Origin of the sequence: Pseudomonas sp. GM17, from assembly GCF_000282175.2 — a bacterium.
Lineage (GTDB): Bacteria > Pseudomonadota > Gammaproteobacteria > Pseudomonadales > Pseudomonadaceae > Aquipseudomonas > Aquipseudomonas chlororaphis.
The window spans coordinates 5,742,141-5,762,949 of record NZ_CP124732.1; the positions used below are offsets into that span (position 1 = coordinate 5,742,141).

20 protein-coding genes and 4 tRNA genes are annotated in these 20,809 nt (G+C 59.1%); 11 read left to right on the forward strand and 13 right to left on the reverse strand.

Annotation, left to right across the window (positions count from 1 at the left end):
- Window positions 1–25 precede the first annotated feature (25 nt).
- Entirely contained in the window at window positions 26–493 is a 468-nt protein-coding gene (locus tag PMI20_RS25530) for a flagella synthesis protein FlgN (protein WP_007921623.1), read from the forward strand.
- A gap of 95 nt (window positions 494–588) precedes the next feature.
- Entirely contained in the window at window positions 589–1,335 is a 747-nt protein-coding gene (locus tag PMI20_RS25535) for a flagellar brake protein (protein WP_007921622.1), read from the forward strand.
- Between the two features lie 57 nt (window positions 1,336–1,392).
- On the opposite strand, the gene PMI20_RS25540 is transcribed toward PMI20_RS25535, so the two are convergent.
- Window positions 1,393–2,775 (reverse strand): MFS transporter, encoded by a 1,383-nt coding sequence (locus tag PMI20_RS25540; RefSeq protein WP_007921621.1) that lies wholly within the window; start codon window positions 2,773–2,775, stop codon window positions 1,393–1,395.
- A 70-nt stretch (window positions 2,776–2,845) separates the two neighbouring features.
- Window positions 2,846–4,087, reverse strand: a complete 1,242-nt coding sequence (locus PMI20_RS25545) for a glutamine synthetase family protein (protein WP_177323775.1) — start codon at window positions 4,085–4,087, stop codon at window positions 2,846–2,848.
- A 478-nt stretch (window positions 4,088–4,565) separates the two neighbouring features.
- On the opposite strand from PMI20_RS25545, the gene speB reads away from it, so the two are divergent.
- Together speB and PMI20_RS25555 are read left to right on the forward strand one after the other, a co-directional pair.
- Window positions 4,566–5,522 (forward strand): agmatinase, encoded by a 957-nt coding sequence (gene speB, locus PMI20_RS25550; RefSeq protein ID WP_007921619.1) that lies wholly within the window; start codon window positions 4,566–4,568, stop codon window positions 5,520–5,522.
- Between the two features lie 50 nt (window positions 5,523–5,572).
- Entirely contained in the window at window positions 5,573–6,502 is a 930-nt protein-coding gene (locus tag PMI20_RS25555) for a LysR family transcriptional regulator (RefSeq protein ID WP_219735409.1), read from the forward strand.
- Here PMI20_RS25555 and PMI20_RS25560 read toward each other — a convergent pair.
- Both PMI20_RS25560 and PMI20_RS25565 read right to left on the reverse strand, forming a co-directional pair.
- Window positions 6,490–7,182 carry a sensor histidine kinase gene (locus PMI20_RS25560; RefSeq protein WP_007921615.1) on the reverse strand — a complete coding sequence of 231 codons (693 nt, stop codon included), beginning with the start codon at window positions 7,180–7,182 and terminating at the stop codon, window positions 6,490–6,492. The two genes, PMI20_RS25555 and PMI20_RS25560, sit on opposite strands and share 13 nt — an antisense overlap.
- Complete coding sequence (locus PMI20_RS25565) at window positions 7,179–8,783, reverse strand: tetratricopeptide repeat-containing response regulator (RefSeq protein ID WP_007921613.1); 1,605 nt, start codon at window positions 8,781–8,783, stop codon at window positions 7,179–7,181. The genes PMI20_RS25560 and PMI20_RS25565 overlap by 4 nt, the downstream gene beginning before the upstream one ends.
- A 387-nt stretch (window positions 8,784–9,170) precedes the next feature.
- Here PMI20_RS25565 and PMI20_RS25570 point away from each other — a divergent pair, with 387 nt between their 5' ends.
- The 4 genes from PMI20_RS25570 to PMI20_RS25585 all read left to right on the forward strand — a co-directional run bounded on the left by PMI20_RS25570 (window position 9,171) and on the right by PMI20_RS25585 (window position 13,262).
- Entirely contained in the window at window positions 9,171–10,103 is a 933-nt protein-coding gene (locus tag PMI20_RS25570; protein ID WP_007921611.1) for a phytanoyl-CoA dioxygenase family protein, read from the forward strand.
- Between the two features lie 77 nt (window positions 10,104–10,180).
- Window positions 10,181–11,749 carry a glycosyltransferase family 61 protein gene (locus PMI20_RS25575; RefSeq protein WP_007921609.1) on the forward strand — a complete coding sequence of 523 codons (1,569 nt, stop codon included), beginning with the start codon at window positions 10,181–10,183 and terminating at the stop codon, window positions 11,747–11,749.
- On the forward strand, window positions 11,746–12,144 hold the full coding sequence (locus PMI20_RS25580) for a sugar 3,4-ketoisomerase (protein WP_007921600.1): 399 nt from the start codon (window positions 11,746–11,748) through the stop codon (window positions 12,142–12,144). Before PMI20_RS25575 ends, PMI20_RS25580 begins: the two co-directional genes overlap by 4 nt.
- Window positions 12,141–13,262 carry a DegT/DnrJ/EryC1/StrS family aminotransferase gene (locus tag PMI20_RS25585; RefSeq protein WP_007921599.1) on the forward strand — a complete coding sequence of 374 codons (1,122 nt, stop codon included), beginning with the start codon at window positions 12,141–12,143 and terminating at the stop codon, window positions 13,260–13,262. Before PMI20_RS25580 ends, PMI20_RS25585 begins: the two co-directional genes overlap by 4 nt.
- Before the next feature lie 19 nt (window positions 13,263–13,281).
- On the opposite strand, the gene PMI20_RS25590 is transcribed toward PMI20_RS25585, so the two are convergent.
- Window positions 13,282–14,460 (reverse strand): formyltransferase family protein, encoded by a 1,179-nt coding sequence (locus PMI20_RS25590; protein ID WP_007921589.1) that lies wholly within the window; start codon window positions 14,458–14,460, stop codon window positions 13,282–13,284.
- Window positions 14,461–14,558: 98 nt separating this feature from the next.
- Window positions 14,559–14,635 (reverse strand) — tRNA-Arg (locus tag PMI20_RS25595).
- 297 nt (window positions 14,636–14,932) lie between these two features.
- On the opposite strand from PMI20_RS25595, the gene PMI20_RS25600 reads away from it, so the two are divergent.
- Together PMI20_RS25600 and PMI20_RS25605 are read left to right on the forward strand one after the other, a co-directional pair.
- The gene (locus PMI20_RS25600; protein ID WP_007921587.1) at window positions 14,933–15,175 is read left to right on the forward strand and encodes a hypothetical protein; all 243 of its coding nucleotides are present in this window, start codon (window positions 14,933–14,935) and stop codon (window positions 15,173–15,175) included.
- Window positions 15,176–15,200: 25 nt separating this feature from the next.
- Window positions 15,201–15,380: a PA3371 family protein gene (locus tag PMI20_RS25605; protein WP_007921585.1), complete on the forward strand. Its 180-nt coding sequence runs from the start codon at window positions 15,201–15,203 to the stop codon at window positions 15,378–15,380.
- Here PMI20_RS25605 and phnN read toward each other — a convergent pair.
- Entirely contained in the window at window positions 15,355–15,939 is a 585-nt protein-coding gene (gene phnN / locus PMI20_RS25610) for a phosphonate metabolism protein/1,5-bisphosphokinase (PRPP-forming) PhnN (protein WP_007921583.1), read from the reverse strand. The two genes, PMI20_RS25605 and phnN, sit on opposite strands and share 26 nt — an antisense overlap.
- A 381-nt stretch (window positions 15,940–16,320) precedes the next feature.
- On the opposite strand from phnN, the gene PMI20_RS25615 reads away from it, so the two are divergent.
- Window positions 16,321–16,647, forward strand: a complete 327-nt coding sequence (locus PMI20_RS25615; RefSeq protein WP_003178899.1) for an Arc family DNA-binding protein — start codon at window positions 16,321–16,323, stop codon at window positions 16,645–16,647.
- A gap of 142 nt (window positions 16,648–16,789) precedes the next feature.
- Here the strand turns inward: PMI20_RS25615 and mgtE are convergent, their stop codons facing one another.
- The 6 genes from mgtE to PMI20_RS25645 all read right to left on the reverse strand — a co-directional run bounded on the left by mgtE (window position 16,790) and on the right by PMI20_RS25645 (window position 20,808).
- Window positions 16,790–18,232 carry a magnesium transporter gene (mgtE, locus tag PMI20_RS25620; protein ID WP_007921578.1) on the reverse strand — a complete coding sequence of 481 codons (1,443 nt, stop codon included), beginning with the start codon at window positions 18,230–18,232 and terminating at the stop codon, window positions 16,790–16,792.
- 474 nt (window positions 18,233–18,706) lie between these two features.
- Window positions 18,707–18,783, reverse strand: a tRNA-Arg gene (locus PMI20_RS25625).
- A gap of 72 nt (window positions 18,784–18,855) precedes the next feature.
- Window positions 18,856–18,932: transfer RNA gene (locus PMI20_RS25630), tRNA-Arg, on the reverse strand.
- A gap of 107 nt (window positions 18,933–19,039) precedes the next feature.
- Window positions 19,040–19,130, reverse strand: a tRNA-Ser gene (locus PMI20_RS25635).
- A gap of 62 nt (window positions 19,131–19,192) precedes the next feature.
- On the reverse strand, window positions 19,193–19,381 hold the full coding sequence (csrA, locus tag PMI20_RS25640; protein ID WP_002554426.1) for a carbon storage regulator CsrA: 189 nt from the start codon (window positions 19,379–19,381) through the stop codon (window positions 19,193–19,195).
- Window positions 19,382–19,566: 185 nt separating this feature from the next.
- Window positions 19,567–20,808, reverse strand: coding sequence for an aspartate kinase (locus tag PMI20_RS25645; RefSeq protein ID WP_007921569.1), 1,242 nt, complete (start codon window positions 20,806–20,808; stop codon window positions 19,567–19,569).
- Window position 20,809 lies beyond the last annotated feature (1 nt).

Here is a 20,809-nt window from a genome sequence, read left to right on the forward strand (position 1 = left end):
GGACGCTTAAAACCCAAGGCCATACATGCACGACACTAATTTGCTGCAACTGATCACCGACGACTTTGCTCCAGCTCAACAATTGCTGGAATTGCTGCGCACCGAATCCCTAGCCCTGCACGGTCGCGACATGCCGCTGCTGGAAGAGATTCTCGCGCAGAAGCAAGCCCTGATCATTTTGCTCGAGCAGCATGGCCGCAAACGCAGCGAACTCCTCGCCAGCCTGAACCTTCCTGCCAGCCGCGCCGGCCTGGAACAGTTGGCCAGCCACTCCTCGATCGGCGACCAGTTACTGGCCCAGAGCGACGTGCTGACCCAAATGCTTGCCGATTGCCAGGCGGCGAACGAACTCAACGGTCGCTCGATCCAGGTTCAACAGGCCACCACCGCCAATCAATTGAAAATCCTCACCGGTGGCGAGCCTCCAGCCCTCTATGATGCCCGTGGCTCAACCGCCAAACTGGCCAAGCCTCGCCCGCTTAGCCAGGCCTGACCCCAGAGATGAGCGCGCCCTATCAAGTCGCGGAACATGCTGGCAAAATGCTGGCTCTTGCGTGTAGTCGTATTTTGTCTGGAGATTGATGAACCGTGTTCAATGCCGTAAACGCAGAAGATGCGCCGCAGCCACCCAAGGTGCTGACCACCCCCTTGGAAATCAACTCCACGCTGCGCTTGCTGCAAGACAGCCATGACCCGCTGATCATCACTTTCCATGAACGCAGCCAGCGCTTTCAAAGCTATCTGGTCGAGATCGATCGTGACAGCAACATGATTGCCCTGGACGAAATGATCCCCCGCGATGGCGAACGCTTCATGCTCGCCGGCGAACCGTTTCGCGTCGAAGGCTTTCACGAAGGCGTGCGCATCGCCTGGGAAAGCAATGGCATCCCGACTATCGACGAATCCAATGGTGGGCGATGCTACCGCGGCACCCTGCCAGACGAAGTGGTCTATCACCAGCGCCGCAATGCCTTTCGCGCAGCCCTGAAGCTGGCCCAACTGGTCAACATCGAACTGGGCGGCGAAAAACTCAAGGCGCCGATCGTCGGCAAGCTGCTGGATATCTCCGCCACCGGTTGCAAGTTGCGCTTCGAGGGCGACATCTCCAGCCGCCTGCAACTGGGCCAGGTCTACGAGCGTTTTATCGCCGCCCTGCCCTTCGGCAGCATGACTGCGCCAGTGGAACTGCGTTACCTGCACCACGAAGAGAAGATCGACACGACTTTCGCCGGTGTGCGCTTTCATAACATGAGCGGCCTGGTTCAACGCCAGGTCGAGCGCTTTGTCTATCAGCTGCAACGCGAAGCCCGGCGCTTCGACAAAGACGACCTCTGAGATTCGAGCGTCGATAAAAAACGGGCAGTCCCTTGCGGGGCTGCCCGTTTTTCGTTTCTAGGGCCTGGCCCCACTGAACTGGTCCGGCCCTGGCTCATCCGGCTTCACTACCGGCTCCTCAGCCTCAACCTCATCCGTGGCCGGCGTCTCGACCGGAGGCTCGGCTTCCGGCGCGCTGGTCTGTTGCATCTGATCTTGCACCACTTGCTCATCGACCCGCGGATCGAGCGCGGCCACCAATGGCGAACTGGACATGCTGTCCGGCATCGCCACGTGATGCAGCGGCGCATCATCGACCTGATGCAGGTTGGTCACGGCTTTCGGCCGGATGCGCCAGACCAGTACCAGGGCAAAGAAACTGAAGAACGCATAGAGCATCTGGCTGCCGAACAACTTCATCAGCACCCCCGCCACCAAAGGCCCGACACTGGCCCCGACGCCATAGGTCACCAGCAGCATCGCGGTCAGCGAAACCCGCCGATCGCCTTCGACATGGTCGTTGGAGAACGCCACCGCCAGCGGGTACAGGCAGAACTGCACCAGCGAACAGAGGAACCCCAGGGCGAACAGCACCTCCAGTGGCACCTGGGGCAGAATCGCCAACGGCAAGGCCACGACTGCCAGGAAGCAGGCAAAGCAGCGAATCAGCAGGGCCCGATCATAACGGTCGGACAGCCATCCCAATGGCCACTGCACTACCAGCCCGGCAAAAATGCAGCTCCCCATGAACAGGCCGACCTGCTCGGTACTCAAGCCCTGCTGGGAGGCATACAGCGGTGCCAGACCATAGAACGAACCGACAATCAGCCCCGACCCGAGCACCGTGCTCAGCGACTGCGGAACGCGCTTGATAAAGAAGCGCGGTTCCATGGGCGCCGGATGCAAAGGCGCCGGGTGAATACGCCGGGTCATGGCCACCGGTACCAGGCACAGGGCAAAACACAGGGCCACCAGCATCAGCAACTCAAGCCCGAGGGCCGGATGCATGACCAGAATCAACTGCCCCAGGACCAGCCCCAGATACGAGGCGATCATGTAGCCGCTGAACACCAGCCCGCGCTGCTTGGCATCGGCCTGCTCGTTGAGCCAGCTTTCGATGACCATGTACTGGCACATCATGCCCAGGCCGACGATCATCCGCAGCACCAACCAGGCCGGCAACCAGTCCACTAAGCCATGCCCCAGCACCGCCGCACCGACGATCCCGGCACAGGTGGCGTACGCACGGATATGGCCGACCCGGGCAATCAGGCGGTGGCCGATTTTCCCGCCCAGCACCAGGCCGAAATAGTTGGCCGCCATCAAGGCCCCCACCCATAACCCGTCGACATGATCGGCGGCCAGGCGCAACGCCAGGTAGGTACTGAGTAAGCCCGAGCCGATCAACATCATCAGCGAGGCGAAATAAAGCGCTCGAAAGGATTTCCAGATTTGGCGCATCGGCGTTCCGAGCGGCTCCTTGAATTGAGTGTCGGGCCATCTGGACGATAGCCCGACTGCGACGGTTCGGTTAAGCCTGGGCCGCTAAGACGCGCCGCTCCCAGGGAGTTATTTCATCAAAGAAACTGGTCAACTCCATGGTCTTCGAAGCGACGTAACCTTCGACGAACTCATTGCCGAACAATTCCTTGGCCAACTGGCTACGTTTCAGACGCTCAAGAGCGGCATGCAAGGTACAAGGCAGAGATAAACTGTCCGGCACGGCAAACTCACCCTGAATCGCCGGCGTCGGTTCCAGCTCGTTTTCGATACCGTGCAAACCTGCCGCCAGGCTCGCGGCGATCGCCAGATACGGGTTGGCATCGGCACCCGGCAAGCGGTTCTCGACCCGCCGCGCCACCGGCGAACTGGCCGGAATGCGCAGGCCTGCCGCCCGATTGTCATGGGACCAGCAGGCATTGTTCGGCGACGCGTAAGGATGGCACAGGCGCTGGTAGGAATTGACGTTCGGTGCGAACAGCGCAGTGAAATCCGCCATCCCCGCCTGCAGCCCGCCAATGAAGTGGCGGAACATCGCGGTCGGCTCTCCGGCCTCATCACTGAACACGTTACGCCCGCTGGCCGACTCCACCAGGCTCTGGTGAATATGCATCGAACTGCCCGGTGTGTGCGCCAGCGGCTTGGCCATGCACACCACGGTCAGACCATGCTTGAGCGCCACTTCCTTGAGCAGGTGCTTGAACAGGAATGTCTGGTCGGCCAGCAACAGCGGATCACCGTGCAGCAGATTGATCTCGAACTGACTGACGCCCATTTCATGCATGAAGGTATCGCGCGGCAAGCCCAATGCCGCCATGCAGGCATAGACCTCACTGAAGAACGGCCGCAAACCGTTGTTGGAACTGACGCTGAACGCCGAATGCCCATCCTCGCGACGACCGTCCAGGCCAAGGGGCGGCTGGAAAGGTTGGGTCGGGTCGGTATTGGGAGCAAACACGAAAAACTCCAGCTCGGTCGCCACCACCGGCGCCAGGCCGTGAGCGGCGTACCGCGCGATGACCTCTTTGAGCTGGCCCCGGGTGGAAAGACGCGAGCTTTCACCGCTCAGCTCGTCCGCATCGCAAATCGCCAGCGCACGCGGCTGCGAACTCCAGGGCAGGCGATGAATCTGTTGCGGGTCGGCAGTGAGCGCCAGGTCGCCGTCGTCACTGCCGTAAAAACGCGCGGGTGGATAACCCCCCATGATGCATTGCAACAGCACCCCACGGGCCATCTGCAGACGCCGCCCTTCGAGGAACCCCTCGGCGGTCATCACCTTGCCCCGTGGCACGCCGTTCAGATCCGGAGTGACACATTCAATCTCGTCAATGCCCGTCAATCGCTGAGCGAGTGAACTGCGGCCATCGGTTGTCATGACTCAATCCTTGTTGTTGTACGAGCCGAGAACGGCGACCCGTACAAAATAGGCTCCGGCTGTTCGGAATATCAAGCAGGGACACTCGAAATACCCGGATAAACAACCATCATCCGGCATGCCTTCGCAAGGAGCGCTCTCAAGGAACTTGTCACAAAACACAAGCCAGCTTGCCGAGCTGATGATTTATCGGCCTGCCACGCCCGCCCTATGATTTTTTCGCCCCCGCCAACTCGCTTGGCCGGGCTCGGCTGGTGAGGCATGCGCAAGGCCCCTGCTGACCAGCCCGACCGTCGCGCCGTCCATCGAAACCCATTGACAGCGCTTACCCAGGGAGCAGCCACATGCCGCTCCCATTCGCCACAGGAGCTCCACCATGCCCAATGATTTTCCCCAACCCGTGGACGCAGCGCTGGTGCCACGCTTCGCCGGGATTCCGAGCTTCATGCGCCTGCCGGTCTTTGATGACCCGGCCCAGGTGCAGATCGCCCTGGTCGGAGTGCCCTGGGACGGCGGCACCACCAACCGCGCCGGCGCCAGGCATGGCCCGCGAGAAGTGCGCAACCTCTCCAGCCTGATGCGCAAGGTGCACCATGTCAGCCGTATCGCCCCCTATGACCTGGTGCGCATCGGCGATCTCGGCGACGCTCCCGTCAACCCCATCGACCTGCTGGACTCGCTGTCGCGCATAGAAGCCTTTTTCCGCGACTTGCACGAAGCCGGTGCCGTGCCCCTGGCCGTTGGCGGCGACCATCTGGTGACCTTGCCGATCTTTCGCGCCCTGGCCCGCCAGCGGCCAATCGGCATGGTGCATTTCGACGCTCACTCCGATACCAACGACCGCTATTTCGGCAACAATCCCTACACCCACGGCACACCGTTCCGTCGTGCCGTGGAGGAAGGCCTGCTGGACCCGCGACGCACCGTGCAGATCGGTATCCGTGGCTCGGTCTATTCGGCCGATGACGAGGCCTTCGCTGCCGAGACCGGCATCCGCGTGATCCATATGGAAGAGTTTGCCGAGATCGGCGTCGCCGCCACCCTGGCCGAGGTCCGACGCGTGGTCGGTGACGGCCCGACCTATGTCAGCTTCGATGTCGACGTGCTGGATCCAGCCTTCGCCCCCGGCACCGGTACCCCGGAAATAGGCGGTATGACCACCCTGGAGGCCCAGCAGTTGATCCGTGGCCTGCGCGGCCTGAACCTGATCGGAGCCGATGTGGTGGAAGTGTCGCCGCCCTTCGACGTCGGCGGCGCCACGGCGCTGGTAGGGGCGACCATGATGTTCGAGCTGATGTGCCTGCTGGCCGAATCCATCGCCTCTCGCCGCTGACTCGCAGATCCGCACCGGTGTAGGCTTTGCCCATCCCCTTGCCGCGCCTGATGGAGGCCAATGTGCTGGGCAGCCTATCCGATATCGACCTGCGCATGCTGCGGGTCTTTTGCACCATAGTCGACGCCGGCGGCTTCACCGCGGCTCAGGCCAGGCTCAATACCAGCCTGTCGCGCCTGAGCGTGGTGGTACGCGATCTCGAGGAGCGCCTGGGCTGCTCGCTGTGCCGACGTGGTAGCAGTGGCTTCCAATTGACCGAGGAAGGCCTGGAACTGTTCGATGCTGCGCAGTTGCTGTTTCGCGACATCGAGCGCTTTCGGCAGCAGGCCAACCAACTCGGCGGGCCGGCACGCGACCACCTGCAGATCGGCAATGTCGACAGCATGCTCAGCCTGTCCTATGCGCCATTGCCCCTGGCCATCAACCTGTTCCGCCAGCGCCTGCCGGAAGTCCGCCTGGGCCTGCACATACTGCGTCCCGACGAGCTTGAACAGGCCGTGCTCGACGAGCGCCTGCACCTGGCCATCGGAGCCTTCCACCACCAGCTCTCCGGGCTGCGCTACCAGCCGCTGTTCGAGGAGGAACAAAACCTCTATTGCGCTGCTGGGCACCCGCTGTTTCAACGCAGCGACACTGACCTGACCCTGGAAGAAATATGCAACACACCCTATGTTGGCCGTGGCTACATGGCTGAGAACCAACGCCCCCATGGCCTGTATTTTTTGCAGAGCGCCACCGTCTACACCATGGAAGCGATTGCCACCCTGGTGTTTTCCGACAGCTATCTGGGTTACCTGCCCAGCCACTATGCCGCCAACTGGGTGGCCAGGGGCCAAATGCGCGCCCTGTTACCGCAGCGCCTGGCCTATCGTTCGACCTTTCACTGCATCACCCGTCAGGGCCAGGAGCCGAAAGCCGCCCTGACCTGCTTTCTACAGGCCCTGGAGCAAGCGCAACAGCAGCTGGCTCAGGGCAGGTAGAGACTGAACACACCGCCGCCCAAAGGCCCGCCGTTGCGAATCTCGGTACGTCCGCAGACACCGTTGCGCTGATGCAGCGCGGCAATGCGCCCGGCGAAGTACAACCCCAGGCCGGTGCTGCCGCTACTGTGATTGATGCCTTGCACGTAGTCGGCCTGGTTATCGATCATCGGCTGCGGATAACCCTCGCCATCGTCATTGATGGTCAGCACCGTCTGCCCACCTTCATCGTGCACGCTGACCAGCAACGCATGGCGCGCATAACGAATGGCGTTGTTGATGCAGTTGTCCAGCACCGAGGCGATCAATTCCCGATCGAAGAACCCCAGTGGGGTCAAGGGATCGACTTCATAGGTCGCGGCAATGCCACGACTGGCGAACACATCCTGATGGCTGACCAGTTGCGCCTCGATGAAGTCATCCAGTTCGTGGTAACCCGGCTGCACCGGCAACTGGTTGACCCCCAGTTTGTAGAGCCCCAGCAGTTGCACCAGCATGCCGTTGAGATGGGCAAACTCGAACTCCATCACGCCCTGCTCCAGCGTGCCCTGGTGCGCCTGCGGCAGTGCCGCCAGCCACTGGGCATGGGCCTGCATGAGCAGGGTCAGGGAGTTCTTCATGTCGTGCACGGTAGAGGCGATCACCGTGGAAAAGTCGAGAGCCTGTTCGTGGGTATTCATTCGCCAAACGCCTTGCTTCGCAGCTTCTGATAACGCGGATAACGCGCGTCGGTATCGGGCATCAGGCCGACCATTTTCAGGCAGGTCCGGCACTCATCCAGCAGTGCCGTGTCCTGGGTGATGTCGGTGCCGTGCAATAGCGACTGCGCCATGTTCAGGGCAATACTGATGTTCTTCGGTTGCATGGCCAGGGCCCGACGGAACAGATCCCGGGCTTCGCCCAACGCGCCGGCCTTGTAGCTGCGCACGCCTTGACGGTTCATGTCCGCCGCCGCGTTGGCGGAGTTGAGGATCGCCGGGTCATCGGTGAGCTTGGCAATACCTTCCATCACCTTCGGGTCGTCGCCGTAGATTTCCGCACAGTTTTTCAGCATCGATGCGCCGGCATCGGCCTGTCCCAGCATCTGCAGTTGCTTGGCCACCAGCAACGCCGCTTCCGGGCTCATGAACTGCTCCATCCCGTCCAGACGCAGCATCGCCTGCTCGGTGAGTTTTTCCGCCGTTTCAGCATCGTTGAGCAACAGGCTGGTGGCCTTCATCAGGCGCGCGCGAATCTGCAGCCCCGGATCGCTGGGGTTTTCCTTGGCCACCGCACTCAGGGTGCTGTTGATTTCCAGGCGCGTGCGGGTATCCAGGCCCCTCTCGCTGCCCTTGCTGATCAACGCATGGGCCAGGCCAAGGTTGCTTTCCGGATCCTTGAAACGCGATTGCGCGCCTTGCGACACCGCCTGGCGATACGCCTTGGATGCGGTCTCGAAGTCTTCGTTGGTCATCGCCAGCTTGCCCAGCAGCGCTTGCCGGCGCACGGCCAGCGGCGACAGGCGCACCGCCTCCTCCAGCACACTCTGGGCGCGCTTGGAATCACCCTCGGCGAGCAGCACATCGGCCATGCCATCGTAGAGCGCCGGCATCATCGGAAACGCCTTCAAGGCCTTTTCATAGATGGCCTTGGCCTGGGTCACCTGGCCACGCTTGAACAGCAGACGCCCCAGGCCGACATAGGCCCACGGCAACGGGCGATCCGCCAGGATGCTCTCGTACAACCGCTCCAGCGCCTCGTTCTGATTCATGTCACGCAAGGCATCGGCCCGGTAGCGCAGGCACAACGGCGCATAACGCGGATCCTGCTTGCACAGGGCGATGCAGGCATTGAGCACCTCGAGTGGCTTGCCGCGATCGAGCGCCTGCAGGATCGGCTTGAGCAACGACTTGCGCTGCTGCAGCCGCTCCAGCCGCTGAGCCAGACTGGAGCGGTTGAAAGGCTTGGTCAGATAGGCGTCCGGCTCGTGCTCGAGGGCGCTGAGCACCATCGACTGGCTGGTCTCGGCGGTGACCATGAGAAACACGCTTTCATGGCTGATCAGCTTGTCGGTCATCAGGTCTTCGAGCACCTGCTGACCATTCTTCTTGCCGTCGCCCAGGTGGTAATCCTGCAGGATGAAGTCATAACGCTTTTGCGCGCACATGCGCAGCGCCTGCTCGCCTGTATCGGCAGTGTCTACGTCCTTGACGCCCAGCTCACGCAGCATGGACCGGACAGAACTGCGAAAATCCGAGAAATCATCGACGATCAAAAAGCTTTTTTGGTGGTACGCCAGCATCGAAGATTCCAGACCCGTAAAAAAGATGAAGTCCGCGGCAACAGCAGGACACGCTCAAGGTCGTCACCCTTGTTGCCCCCGGACAACGATAATGGCCACAGGCCATCAATGCATTCTACATCAACCCACAATGGCGCCCGCCCGCTCTCGCCGGACACTCGGTCCATGGCCCCGCCATTTGACCTGCAACAACATCCATGGGGTTATCGGCCGATTCTGGCGTTCCCTTATAGATAGTTGCCAAAAGCATTCGATATCCTTGCTCGCGCCGCCCGCCAGCTCCGGTTGCGGCAAACTCCATCGGGAATATCAGCCGCGCGGCATCAACTTTAAGCCAGCCACGCCGATACCTTGCAGACAGACAGCAACAGTCAAAACGAGCGCAACATGCAAACCTGTATCCAAAACCTCATCGACCAGGGCGCCCATATCTTCGGCGAGATCCTGGACGCTGACCGCACGCAGGCGCTGTACCGCGAAATGATCGCCGCACGGGCCTTCGGGGCCGGGCTGTTCATGGACGAGGCTGAATACCTGGCCCAGGAAAACCACCTCAACGCCAACCCGAACAAGACCTTCAACTTCCTCAATGGCTTCGAGTCGCAATTGCAGTTCATCGAGCAGGATCCGCGCCTCACTGCGGTCCTCGATGAAGTGCTAGGCGCCGACTATGAGGTAGTGATCAAGAAAGCGGTGTGCGGCGTACCGGATTCGTGGCTGCCGGACTGGGTGCGGGAAAAGATCCGCGATGTGAATGTGGCGAACCTGGGGCCCTATATCAAAAAACCCTTTCGCGACATCACCTACTTTCGCGGGATCGACTTCCACCAGGACATCATCGATTGGCCCCAGGGCCGGGTGGAACTCGACCCCTCGACCTTTCTGACCCTGTATGTGTACCTGCACGACGTCACCGAAAACGACTCGCCCCTGCACCTGATGCCCGGCACTCACCGCTTTGGTGCCACGCTGTTCCCTCATCAGTTGGAACATCAGGAGCACGACCAATGGACCTACGCCGACGATCAGGGGCAGCAGATGGCCTGCCAGGATTACCGGCTGACAGGCGGGCCGGGTTACGTCGGGCTCTGGCACAACTGTACCTTGCACGGTACGCGGCCAGTGGCCAACGAGTCAGAGCAGTTCCGCCTGTCGCTGCGCTACCTGCTGGGCAAGTCCCGGAGTAACACCGGCAAGACCGCGATTGATACCATCAACGCCGCAATCCAGGGCGAGCTGCAACCGATAAGGACCCGACGCGACCTGAACGCCAAGGGTATCGCCCAGATCAAGGGCAACATCATCAATAACAATGGCTAGCGTCACCGCCTTTACCGAGCGGGCGAACCGCTCGGGTGACGATCTACCACCGGCAGCACCAGCAAGACGAGGTCAATGTGTCGACAGGGTTTGGACAAAAAGCGCGGGTGCTGATATTCGGCACCGGCGCCGGCGGGGTCAACTTCTACAAGTACAACCGCCGCCGCTACCGGGTGATCGGCTTCGTCGATAACAATCAGCAGAAGCAGGGCCAGCGCCTGTTCGGCAAGTTGATCCACGCGCCTCAACAATTGAGTTCGCTGGCTTTCGACAAGATCATCATCGCCAGTGATTACTACCGCGAGATCCATCCGCAGCTCACTGAGAAGCTGGCCATCAACGAGCAAAAAGTCGAAGTGTTCCATGGCGCGCAGATCAGCTCGCAGCTCCCATGGTTCCAGCGTATTGGCAAACGCCTCGAGCAACTGGGCTATGAACGACTGTGCAGAAAGCCGGGACTGATCAGCGACCTGCTGTATCGACTGTTTTTTCGACGCCAGGATACCCGGCGCCTGGCCTTGCGCTGGCTGGATGAAAGCGACGAGCACAAGGTCCATGTGTTTCGCCCGAGCCAACCGGGCACCAGCCAGCCCCCACGGTTCCTCCATCAATCGACACCAGCGATCACCCTGGCGTTACCCGAGATCGCCCTGTATCACTTCCGGCAGGGACAAGTCTGCTCGGTGTCCCGTTCGGTGATACTGCCCGGCGGGCAATTGGTGCTGGAGCGAGTGCCCACGGCGAAATCCCTGCAGGCCGACTATAGTGCCGCGCACCTGCTCTACCACGGCCAGCGCCTGGCCCTGGTCAGGACCGGCACACCTGTAGAGCTGGAAAAAGGCCTGCTGATCAGCGGCTGCAACGAGCAGAACTATTACCACTGGACGGTAGAAGTCTTGTCGCAACTGCAATTCGTGGCCGAACTGCCGCCGCAATATGCGGACTATCCTCTGCTGATCTCCAAGAGCAGCCAGAACATTCCTTCGATCAAGGCCCTGATCGAGGCGATCGGCGTTGGCCGCCCGCTGGTGCTCCTGGACAACATCACCAGCTATCAGGTGGCCGACCTGCTGCTGATCAGTGCTCCGAACAATATGATCCCGAACTTCAAAGGCGCGGCACAGAACAGTGCCAGCAGCGGCTTCGTCCGCCCGGAGTCGATCCATTTCCTGCGGAAAAAGGCGCTGCATCTGGCCCATGACATTCCCATCGGCGAACTCCCCAAACGAGTATTCCTGGCCCGCAAAGGCTTTCTCCGGCACTACAACCAGGCCGAGATCCTCAAGCTGCTGGAACCCTATGGGTTTACCTGCGTGTACATGGAAGAACAGGACATCAACCATCAGGTGGCGATCATGGCCAATGCCGAAGTCATAGTCGGCCCCACCGGCGCAGCCTGGACCAATCTGATTTTCGCCTCGAAAAACGCCCGCGCACTGTGCTGGATGGCCGAGGAATACGCAGAGCTGTCGTGCTTTTCCAACCTGGCGGCGGTCGTCGGCGTGGAAATGGACTACATCGCTTACCGGGTAGGCTCGACCGACTCCCGAGAACTGTATTACCGGAATTATCGGGTCGACGCCAAGAGCGTTGAAAACTGGCTGCAACAGCATTTGTCGAAACGGCTCGAAGGGGAGACGCGATGAAAATTCACATTCTGCCGCTGCAGACCCACGGCGATGACCGTGGTTCGCTGATCGCCCTGGAAGAAGGGAAAAACATCCCCTTCCCGGTGAAGCGGGTGTACTACATGTTCAATACCGGTGAAGGGGTTCGCCGCGGCTACCACGCCCACAAGACCCTCAAACAGGTGGCCATCGCCGTACGCGGCTCGTGCCGTTTTCTGCTGGACGACGGTCGGGAAAAAATCGACATCACCCTGGACAATCCTTGCCAGGGCCTGCTGATCGAATCCTTTATCTGGCGTGAGATGTATGACTTCTCTCCAGACTGTGTGCTGATGGTCCTGGCCGATCAACTCTACGAAGAAGGCGACTATGTTCGAGACTATGCCCAGTTCATGGACATGCTCGGACAATGACCCAAATGATGAATATTCCGTTTTTGGATCTGAAAGGCATCAATCACGAATATGCCGATCAGCTCAAAGCCGCTTGCAGCCGTGTGATCGACTCCGGCTGGTACCTGATGGGGCGTGAGCTTGAGCAATTCGAGGCCGCGTTCGCCGATTACTGCGGCAGCCGGCATGCCATCGGCGTCGCTAACGGCCTGGATGCTCTGACCCTGATCCTGCGCGCCTGGAAAGAGCAAGGCCGGCTGCAGGCCGGTGATGAAGTGATAGTGCAGAGCAATACCTTTATCGCCACCATCTCGGCCATTCTGGAAAACGATCTGGCGCCGATCCTGGTAGATGTCGACCCTGCCACCCACAATCTGGAGATCGAAGCCGTCGAACGGGCCATCTCGGAAAAAACCCGGGTGATCCTGCCGGTGCATCTTTATGGGCAGCTGTCGCCGATGCCGCAGATCATGGCGCTGGCCCACAAGCATGGCCTGCTGGTGCTCGAAGATGCCGCTCAGGCCCATGGCGCCGAGCTGGCCGGGCGCAAGGCCGGCAACTGGGGCGATGCCGCGGCGTTCAGCTTCTACCCCGGGAAGAACCTCGGAGCCCTGGGCGACGGCGGAGCCATCACTACCAACGACGCCGAGCTGGCAACCCTGGTCCGGGCGCTGGGCAACTACGGTTCGCGCGTCAAATACCAGCACGATCATCAGGGGGTGAACAGCCGCCTCGATGAAATCCAGGCCGCGATGCTGGGAGTGAAGCTGGCGCATCTGGACAACGATACTGCCCGTCGACGCAGCATCGCCCACTACTACGGCGAACACATCCGGCACCCGGGAATCACCCTGCCCTCGGTGACGACTGCGAGCGCCCATGTCTGGCACCTGTATGTCATTACCTGCCCATGGCGCGATCAGCTGAAGGCGCATCTGGCCGAGCGTGGCATCCAATGCCTGGTTCACTACCCACTGGCGATCACCGAGCAGCGGGCCTACCGCGATCTGGCCAGGACCTCCCAGGCATCCCGGGCGCCGCTGCATGACTCGATCCTGTCATTGCCGATCTACCCGACATTGGACCTGGAACAACAGCAACACATTGTCACCGCCATCAACCAGTTCACCGCCCACTGATGCGCCTGTTGCGAGGTGCCTAGAAAGCACCTCGCAACTGAGCAAACTGCTCGTCAGTCACATAGTCGGCGAGTGCCCGACCGCAATGGTCGGCAGCCTCCAGCCTAGCGCCCTTGCGCAACAACAACGGAAAGGTTCTACGACAACGCCCGGCCAGGTAGGCATCCTTGGCATACATTAAGGGCGTCGTGCCTTTGTTGTTGGACCGCTCCGGGTCGGCACCTTGCTGCAACAGCCAGTCAACCACCTCATAGGCACCCGCATAACTGGCGACGATCAGCGGCGTCCAGCCTTGCGGGTTGGCATCGTTGTAACCGGCAATATTGGCCTGCAGTGCCACCACCGCCTCCAGATCGCCTCGTTCACAAGCCTTGAGCATCTCCGGCAACCGATCAAAATTCAGCCGGACGTCATAGTCGATGGTGCAGAGCTCGACATAATCGTCAGTTGTGCTGATCAGGGTCCCGGCCTTGAATTGCGAACGCCCAGGCAGAATCGTCGCCGAGACCACCGGTTTCCCATCCCAGCGCAAGAATTGATATTCACGAAAGGCGAACGCCCTGATCTGGTTGCGTAGCGCCCAGGCCGTCGACAGCGGATCGATCTTCAACGCCCCATAGTCGATGGCGTCCTTTGAAAAGTAGCTGGATCCCGCCGCACTCTGTGGCTGCGCTCTGACGCCATCATCGACCAGCCTGGCAAACCACTGCTCCAGCAACTGGCCGGCATGCTGGTTAAAGGCGAAATAGAGATCGCGGCAGGTCCACCAGGACGGGATTGGGAATACCTGTTGCGCGACGATGTCCCCGGTATCGATACCCCGGTCGATGAAATGCAGGGTCACGCCCGCCTCGGCCCTGGACTCCAGCAACGGCCAGACCGAGGTAAACATACCCTTGTATTCGGGCAGCCTCGAGAAATGAATATTGAACACACGACTGATAGAGAAGCGCCCAGGCACGACGATCCGGTCGAACTCCAGGGAAATGAACGCGATGGACGCGACTTCATAAGCCGCCTCCAGGCTGATCTCACGCACACCATACTTTTGCGCGGCCGCCCGCAACGAACGCTGCCAACCATCGACGCCTGTATCGTTACGGTTGCAGACCACGGCAATTTCGTCGGGCGAAAATTGTCGCAGAGCCCGCTCCAGGCCAAATACCGAAATATTGTTTTTTCCAGCAATGACAATCATGGGTGACTCCACAGCATCGAGAACTGCGTGTACCAAACGTAGCCGTTACCAGGAAATAAAGACGAAAACCACGTTTGGCCTGAAAGCCCGGAAATAGATGGTGTCCCAGGGCAGGTTCGAACTGCCAACCTTCCCCTTAGGAGGGGGATGCTCTATCCAATTGAGCTACTGGGACAAATTGACCACCGCGTGTACTGCCACGGCGCAAAGGACGGCGTGCATGTTAACGGTCAGCCCTGCTTTTGTCATGTTGTGAGTAGGGCTTTTTAACCGGTGGCGGCCTCTGATCATCAGGCAACTTGCCAGAGCCGCCGTGCAAATTGCATCACTGCAAAAAGCCATCATTGCAGAATGCAATCCGCCATCGTCTAAAAACCCTATCAAATCATTGTTTTTAAAGGGTTTATTAGAGGTTAGACTCTTGGCATGAGCGCTGCTTCCTCTCTATGAAAGAACAGTGGAGATCAAGCCCATGAACAGCGCCCTTCTTCTATCGAATGCCATTGCCATCGCCGTACTGGTGGTCTTCCACTTTCAGCCTGATGGCCGCGCGGATCAGAGCCCCCAGTACAAGGCCCACTACGTGCAACACCAGGCCCCGCAATTGGCTGTGATAAGCAGCGCATCGGAGAATCCTGGCATGGCACAGGTCGCCGATGCCCCAGAAGCCGTTGTTCTACCTGCCAACCCAAGACCCGAAAGCTGGGTATTTTGAATATCACCCCATCAGGAGCCTGTTAATGTCCCGACTTGCCAAAGGCCTTCTCATCCTGGCAGTACTCAGTGCCACACTGGGTTGCTTCACCACTGAAAATACCCTGGGTGATGCGCTCTTGGTTGCCTGTGGTGTTTTTTCCGGCCTGTTTCTGCTGGCGCTGGTGTTGGGACGTAAGATCAAGTTCGACCCTGTATTGCGCTGATCCCCTGCGATCTCAATAGCTTCAGAAAACGCTCAAGCGTCACGGACAGCTCGCTCGAGTTGTCCAGAAAAAACACGGACTCTCCCAGCACGGGCCCGCCCTCAGCGGAAAAAAGAGCGCTTCTCTTGAGTCTCGCCTCGATCTGCGCCGCACTTTCGCGACCGCGGTTCATCAGTCTTTGCCGCAGCACGTCGATATCCACCGTTAACAGAATCGCCAAAAGCTCCGGATAACGCTGGCGAGCCTGATCCAGGTGAGCCCTGGAGCCATTGATCAGGACATGACGCCCACTGGCCAGCCATTCGTCGATCTGCACGGGAATTCCGTAGGCCAGGCCATTGGCCCGCCAGCACAAGGCAAAGGCGCCCTGCCGCTCAAGACGCTCGAACTCGTCAGCACTTACCCCATGGGCCGCCTCCCCCACGGATTCCGCGGAACGGGTGATCACCCGCCGCACCACATCACAGCCGAGTTGCGCCAAAGGACGGCGCGCAGCCTCGATCAGGCTGTCCTTTCCCGATCCGGAAGGTCCCATCAAATAAATCAGTCTGCCTGGCATTTGAAGACTCCATGGCACTCGCAGCCTAGTAAATCGGCAATTTGCCACTATCCTGTACAAGGTAGGAAACAATGATCGGATCCGCATGCATGCCCGTCTGGCGACGCACAAGCGCACCACCATCGGACATCAGGACGCGGGCAGATAGGCGGACCAGGCAATCTTTTCAAACCAGTCCGCATTTCTGATAATTGGTGCTGGCATAACGCCTTTACCCAGTTCAATATTTGTCACAGAATTGACGCCAAGGATCTGGCTACTTTGAGGCATGATGCGGGCCTCTTAACAATTCAGGTTGAACATTTGGCAGCAACGCTTGTCCTAACTGACATCCCGCGGCCAATTCCGAGAACCGCTCCCCTGAACTAACCGGTTAAATATATGCGCCCATTGAAACAGGCAATTTATTCCAGCCGTACGGCTGACAAGTTCGTCGTACGTCTACCCGACGGGATGCGTGAACGCATTGCCGAGGTGGCTCGCAATCATCACCGCAGCATGAACTCCGAAATCATCGCGCGCCTGGAACAGAGTCTTATTCAGGAAGGCGCCTTGGGTGAAGAGTTGAGCATGCGCCTGGACAGCCCAGAACTCTCCTTGCATGAACGCGAACTGCTTCAACGTTTCCGTCAACTTTCCCACCGCCAGCAGAACGCTCTTGTTTCGCTGATCGCCCATGACGCCGAAATGGCCGCAGACGCTTCTTGATTCGACCTCGAAAGCTAGAGCCAGCCTTGTGCTGGCTTTTTTTTGCGCGAAATTTGCTGCTCGAACGCTACAAACACAGAAGCCTGGATGGCAAGGGGATGGAGAAAACGATACAGCCCCATTAGAGGGGCTGCATGCGGGATCAAAGCAGGAAGATGGTGGCCAGCCCAAGGAAGATGAAGAAGCCGCCACTGTCGGTCATGGCCGTGATCATGACGCTGGCCCCCATGGCCGGGTCGCGCCCCAGGCGCGCCAGCGTCATCGGAATCAGAACCCCCATCAGCGCCGCCAGCAACAGGTTGAGCGTCATGGCCGCCGTCATCACCACACCTAACGACCAACTGCCGTAGAGCAGGTAAGCCACCACGCCAATGACTCCGCCCCAGACCAGGCCGTTGATCAAGGCTACCGCCAGCTCCTTGCGCATCAGACGCGAGGTATTGCCGGTGCTGACCTGGTCCAGCGCCATGGCGCGAACGATCATGGTGATGGTCTGGTTACCCGAGTTGCCGCCAATACCCGCCACGATCGGCATCAGGGCCGCCAGGGCCACCAGCTTTTCGATGGAGCCCTCAAACAGACCGATCACTCGCGAAGCGACAAATGCGGTGATCAGGTTGATTGCCAGCCAGGCCCAGCGGTTGCGCAGGGAACGCCAGACCGAGGCAAAAATATCTTCTTCTTCACGCAGACCGGCCATGTTGAGGACTTCGGTCTCGCTCTCCTCACGAATCAGGTCGACCATTTCATCGATGGTCAGACGGCCGATCAATTTGCCGTTCTTGTCGACCACCGGCGCCGAGATCAAGTCGTAGCGCTCGAATGCCTGCGCAGCGTCGTAGGCATCTTCGTCCGGATGGAAACTTACCGGGTCGCTGGCCATGACTTCCGAAACCTGTTTCTCCGGATCATTCACCAGCAACCGCTTGATGGGCAGCACACCTTTGAGCACACCGTCATAGTCGACGACGAACAGCTTGTCGGTATGGCCTGGCAACTCTTTGAGGCGACGCAGATAACGCAGAACCACTTCAAGGCTGACATCCTCACGGATGGTCACCATCTCGAAGTCCATCAACGCACCGACCTGCTCCTCGTCATACGACAAGGCGGAGCGAACGCGCTCGCGCTGCTGGCCGTCCAACGCCTCCATCAGCTCATGGACAACGTCTCGCGGCAGCTCGGGGGCCAGGTCAGCAAGTTCGTCGGCGTCCATCTCCTTGGCAGCAGCCAGGAGCTCATGATCGTCCATGTCGGCGATCAGGGTTTCACGTACGGAATCGGATACTTCGAGCAGGATGTCGCCGTCACGCTCGGCCTTGACCAACTGCCAGACAGTCAGACGCTCGTCGAGCGGCAAGGCTTCAAGGATATAGGCAACGTCGGCAGAGTGCAGATCGTCGAGCTTGCGTTGCAGCTCGACAAGGTTTTGCCGGTGGACCAGGTTCTCGACCCGATCCTGATGATGACCTTCCTGACGATGAGTCAGGTCTTCGACCACCCGTTGGCGCTGCAGCAGCTCAACGACTTGAGCGAGGCGATCCTGCAGGCTGTCTTGTGTTTTCTTTACTTCTACTTCGGTCATAGGCGAACTCCACTCCCAGCAGAGGAGCACGCCGGAAGGATCAATCAGTCAATTCATGATTGTAAAAACGGGATACTGAGTAACTACTGGGTAAGTCCATGGAGGTATTCCACAAGCCCCGGCGGGGCTGACGGGCGCAATCATACACCGCTTGACGGCTTTAAACGTTAAAAAATCATGGCAAGAACAAGCGCTTGCGGCGCAAAGCTGAAGAAGCGCTGAATCTATAAAGCTGCGACGCACCATCCGAAAAAGAAAACACACCCCAGACGAAAAAACTGCGCCCGGAACTCGCTCCCGTTATCGATTCACAATTGCCGGGAGCCTTCGAAAGGCCACATCAAAAGGACAGGCACACGCTGAATACGACGCCAGAATGATTGCGACGTTCAAACAGAGGAACCAATAAAGAAGGGAGAAAACCCAAACGGCAGAAAGCAAAAAGCCCGCAATAAATGCGGGCTTCTTGGTATATGGTGCACTCGACAGGATTCGAACCTGTGACCGCTCGGTTCGTAGCCGAGTACTCTATCCAGCTGAGCTACGAGTGCAATTTGTGTTTTTAGACCAGACCACAACTGGTTGAAGCCAAGTTATTCACATTACTGCAAACAACTCTTAAATGGTGCACTCGACAGGATTCGAACCTGTGACCGCTCGGTTCGTAGCCGAGTACTCTATCCAGCTGAGCTACGAGTGCATTTGTTGCCGCGCATTATAGGCCGTTAAATCTTTTTGTAAAGCACTTTTTCTAGCAATTTCAACAACTTACAGAAGAAGCCAGATTACAACGAACTAAGCAAATAATGGCGGAGAACGGGGGATTCGAACCCCCGACACCCTTTTGAGGTGTACTCCCTTAGCAGGGGAGCGCCTTCGGCCACTCGGCCAGCTCTCCGCAACACGGGGCGTATATTAACCAGCTTTCTCCCCGTTTGCAAACAAAAAAAACGATAAAAATTAATGGCTTGGTTCTTCGTCCTTCTCTTTCTTTATCCGCAGGTAAATTTCTTCCCGGTGCACCGCTACCTCTTTAGGGGCGTTGACACCGATACGCACTTGATTTCCTTTGACGCCAAGCACGGTCACGGTGATTTCGCCATCACCAATAATCAGGCTTTCTGCGCACCGACGAGTCAGAATCAGCATACCTTTCTCCTCACGCATTTCATTTCAGGGACAACAGTCTGCAAAAAAAAGGGTATCGACCTACAACCAGGACGGCCGTAGCCCTACACGCCTAAGTATTGACTAGCGCGAGCAAAAGAACAGTTTTCTGTCACGCCGATCAAAAAAACAAAGGGCGCGGTAAACCGCGCCCTTCGGGCAACGCATCACTCGCCCTGTCGGGCCGGAGCGTCCAGTTCGAAAGCCGTGTGCAGAGCGCGCACAGCCAGTTCCAGGTACTTCTCTTCGATCACCACGGAAACCTTGATTTCCGAGGTCGAGATCATCTGGATGTTGATGCTTTCCTTGGCCAGTGCTTCGAACATGCGGCTGGCAACACCCGCGTGGGAACGCATGCCGACGCCAACGATCGAGACCTTGGCGATCTTGGTATCGCCTACCACTTCCCGGGCGCCGATTTCACGGGCAGTGTTTTCCAGCACTTGCTGGGCTGCCAGGTAATCGTTGCGGTGCACGGTGAAGGTGAAGTCGGTGGTGTTATCGTGCGAAACGTTCTGCACGATCATGTCGACTTCAATATTCGCGGCACTGATCGGGCCGAGAATCTTGAAGGCCACGCCGGGAGTGTCTGGCACGCCACGGATGGTCAGCTTGGCTTCATCGCGGTTAAAAGCGATGCCGGAAATGATCGGCTGTTCCATGGATTCCTCTTCATCAATAGTAATGAGGGTGCCCGGACCCTCCTTGAAGCTGTGCAGTACGCGCAGCGGAACGTTGTACTTGCCGGCGAACTCGACCGCACGGATCTGCAGCACCTTGGAACCCAGGCTGGCCATTTCCAGCATTTCTTCGAAGGTGATCTTGTCCAGGCGCTGGGCCACGGACACCACGCGCGGATCGGTGGTGTAGACGCCGTCGACATCGGTGTAGATCTGGCATTCGTCAGCCTTCAGGGCTGCCGCCAGTGCCACGCCGGTGGTGTCGGAACCGCCACGACCGAGGGTAGTGATGTTGCCGTGCTCGTCGACGCCCTGGAAACCTGCGACCACAACCACGCGACCAGCCTTCAGGTCACCGCGAATTTTCTGATCGTCGATCTGCAAAATGCGCGCTTTATTGTGCGCGCTATCGGTCAGAATCCGCACCTGGTTGCCGGTATAGGAGACTGCCGGCACGCCGCGCTTGATCAGCGCCATGGCCAGCAGTGCGATCGTCACCTGCTCACCGGTGGAAACGATCACGTCCAGCTCGCGAGGAACCGGCTGACCGTCGCCGCTGATTTGCTTGGCAAGGTCGATCAGACGGTTGGTTTCGCCGCTCATGGCCGACAGCACAACCACCAGGTCGTCACCGGCTTCGCGGAATTTTTTCACCTTGTCGGCGACCTGCTCGATTCTTTCGACGGAACCGACCGAGGTACCTCCAAATTTCTGTACGATCAAAGCCATT

Excerpts from the sequence above, each read along its gene's own strand:
- PMI20_RS25560 (WP_007921615.1), bottom strand. The coding sequence starts at position 7,182 with ATGAATACCCACGAACAGGCTCTCGACTTTTCCACGGTGATCGCCTCT.
- PMI20_RS25590 (WP_007921589.1), bottom strand. The coding sequence starts at position 14,460 with ATGATTGTCATTGCTGGAAAAAACAATATTTCGGTATTTGGCCTGGAG.
- speB (WP_007921619.1), top strand. The coding sequence starts at position 4,566 with ATGCCCAATGATTTTCCCCAACCCGTGGACGCAGCGCTGGTGCCACGC.
- mgtE (WP_007921578.1), bottom strand. The coding sequence starts at position 18,232 with ATGACCGAAGTAGAAGTAAAGAAAACACAAGACAGCCTGCAGGATCGC.
- PMI20_RS25540 (WP_007921621.1), bottom strand. The coding sequence starts at position 2,775 with ATGCGCCAAATCTGGAAATCCTTTCGAGCGCTTTATTTCGCCTCGCTG.
- PMI20_RS25600 (WP_007921587.1), top strand. The coding sequence starts at position 14,933 with ATGAACAGCGCCCTTCTTCTATCGAATGCCATTGCCATCGCCGTACTG.
- PMI20_RS25530 (WP_007921623.1), top strand. The coding sequence starts at position 26 with ATGCACGACACTAATTTGCTGCAACTGATCACCGACGACTTTGCTCCA.
- phnN (WP_007921583.1), bottom strand. The coding sequence starts at position 15,939 with ATGCCAGGCAGACTGATTTATTTGATGGGACCTTCCGGATCGGGAAAG.
- PMI20_RS25555 (WP_219735409.1), top strand. The coding sequence starts at position 5,573 with ATGGAGGCCAATGTGCTGGGCAGCCTATCCGATATCGACCTGCGCATG.
- PMI20_RS25605 (WP_007921585.1), top strand. The coding sequence starts at position 15,201 with ATGTCCCGACTTGCCAAAGGCCTTCTCATCCTGGCAGTACTCAGTGCC.
- PMI20_RS25565 (WP_007921613.1), bottom strand. The coding sequence starts at position 8,783 with ATGCTGGCGTACCACCAAAAAAGCTTTTTGATCGTCGATGATTTCTCG.
- csrA (WP_002554426.1), bottom strand. The coding sequence starts at position 19,381 with ATGCTGATTCTGACTCGTCGGTGCGCAGAAAGCCTGATTATTGGTGAT.
- PMI20_RS25580 (WP_007921600.1), top strand. The coding sequence starts at position 11,746 with ATGAAAATTCACATTCTGCCGCTGCAGACCCACGGCGATGACCGTGGT.
- PMI20_RS25585 (WP_007921599.1), top strand. The coding sequence starts at position 12,141 with ATGACCCAAATGATGAATATTCCGTTTTTGGATCTGAAAGGCATCAAT.
- PMI20_RS25615 (WP_003178899.1), top strand. The coding sequence starts at position 16,321 with ATGCGCCCATTGAAACAGGCAATTTATTCCAGCCGTACGGCTGACAAG.
- PMI20_RS25645 (WP_007921569.1), bottom strand. The coding sequence starts at position 20,808 with ATGGCTTTGATCGTACAGAAATTTGGAGGTACCTCGGTCGGTTCCGTC.
- PMI20_RS25570 (WP_007921611.1), top strand. The coding sequence starts at position 9,171 with ATGCAAACCTGTATCCAAAACCTCATCGACCAGGGCGCCCATATCTTC.
- PMI20_RS25545 (WP_177323775.1), bottom strand. The coding sequence starts at position 4,087 with ATGACCGCCGAGGGGTTCCTCGAAGGGCGGCGTCTGCAGATGGCCCGT.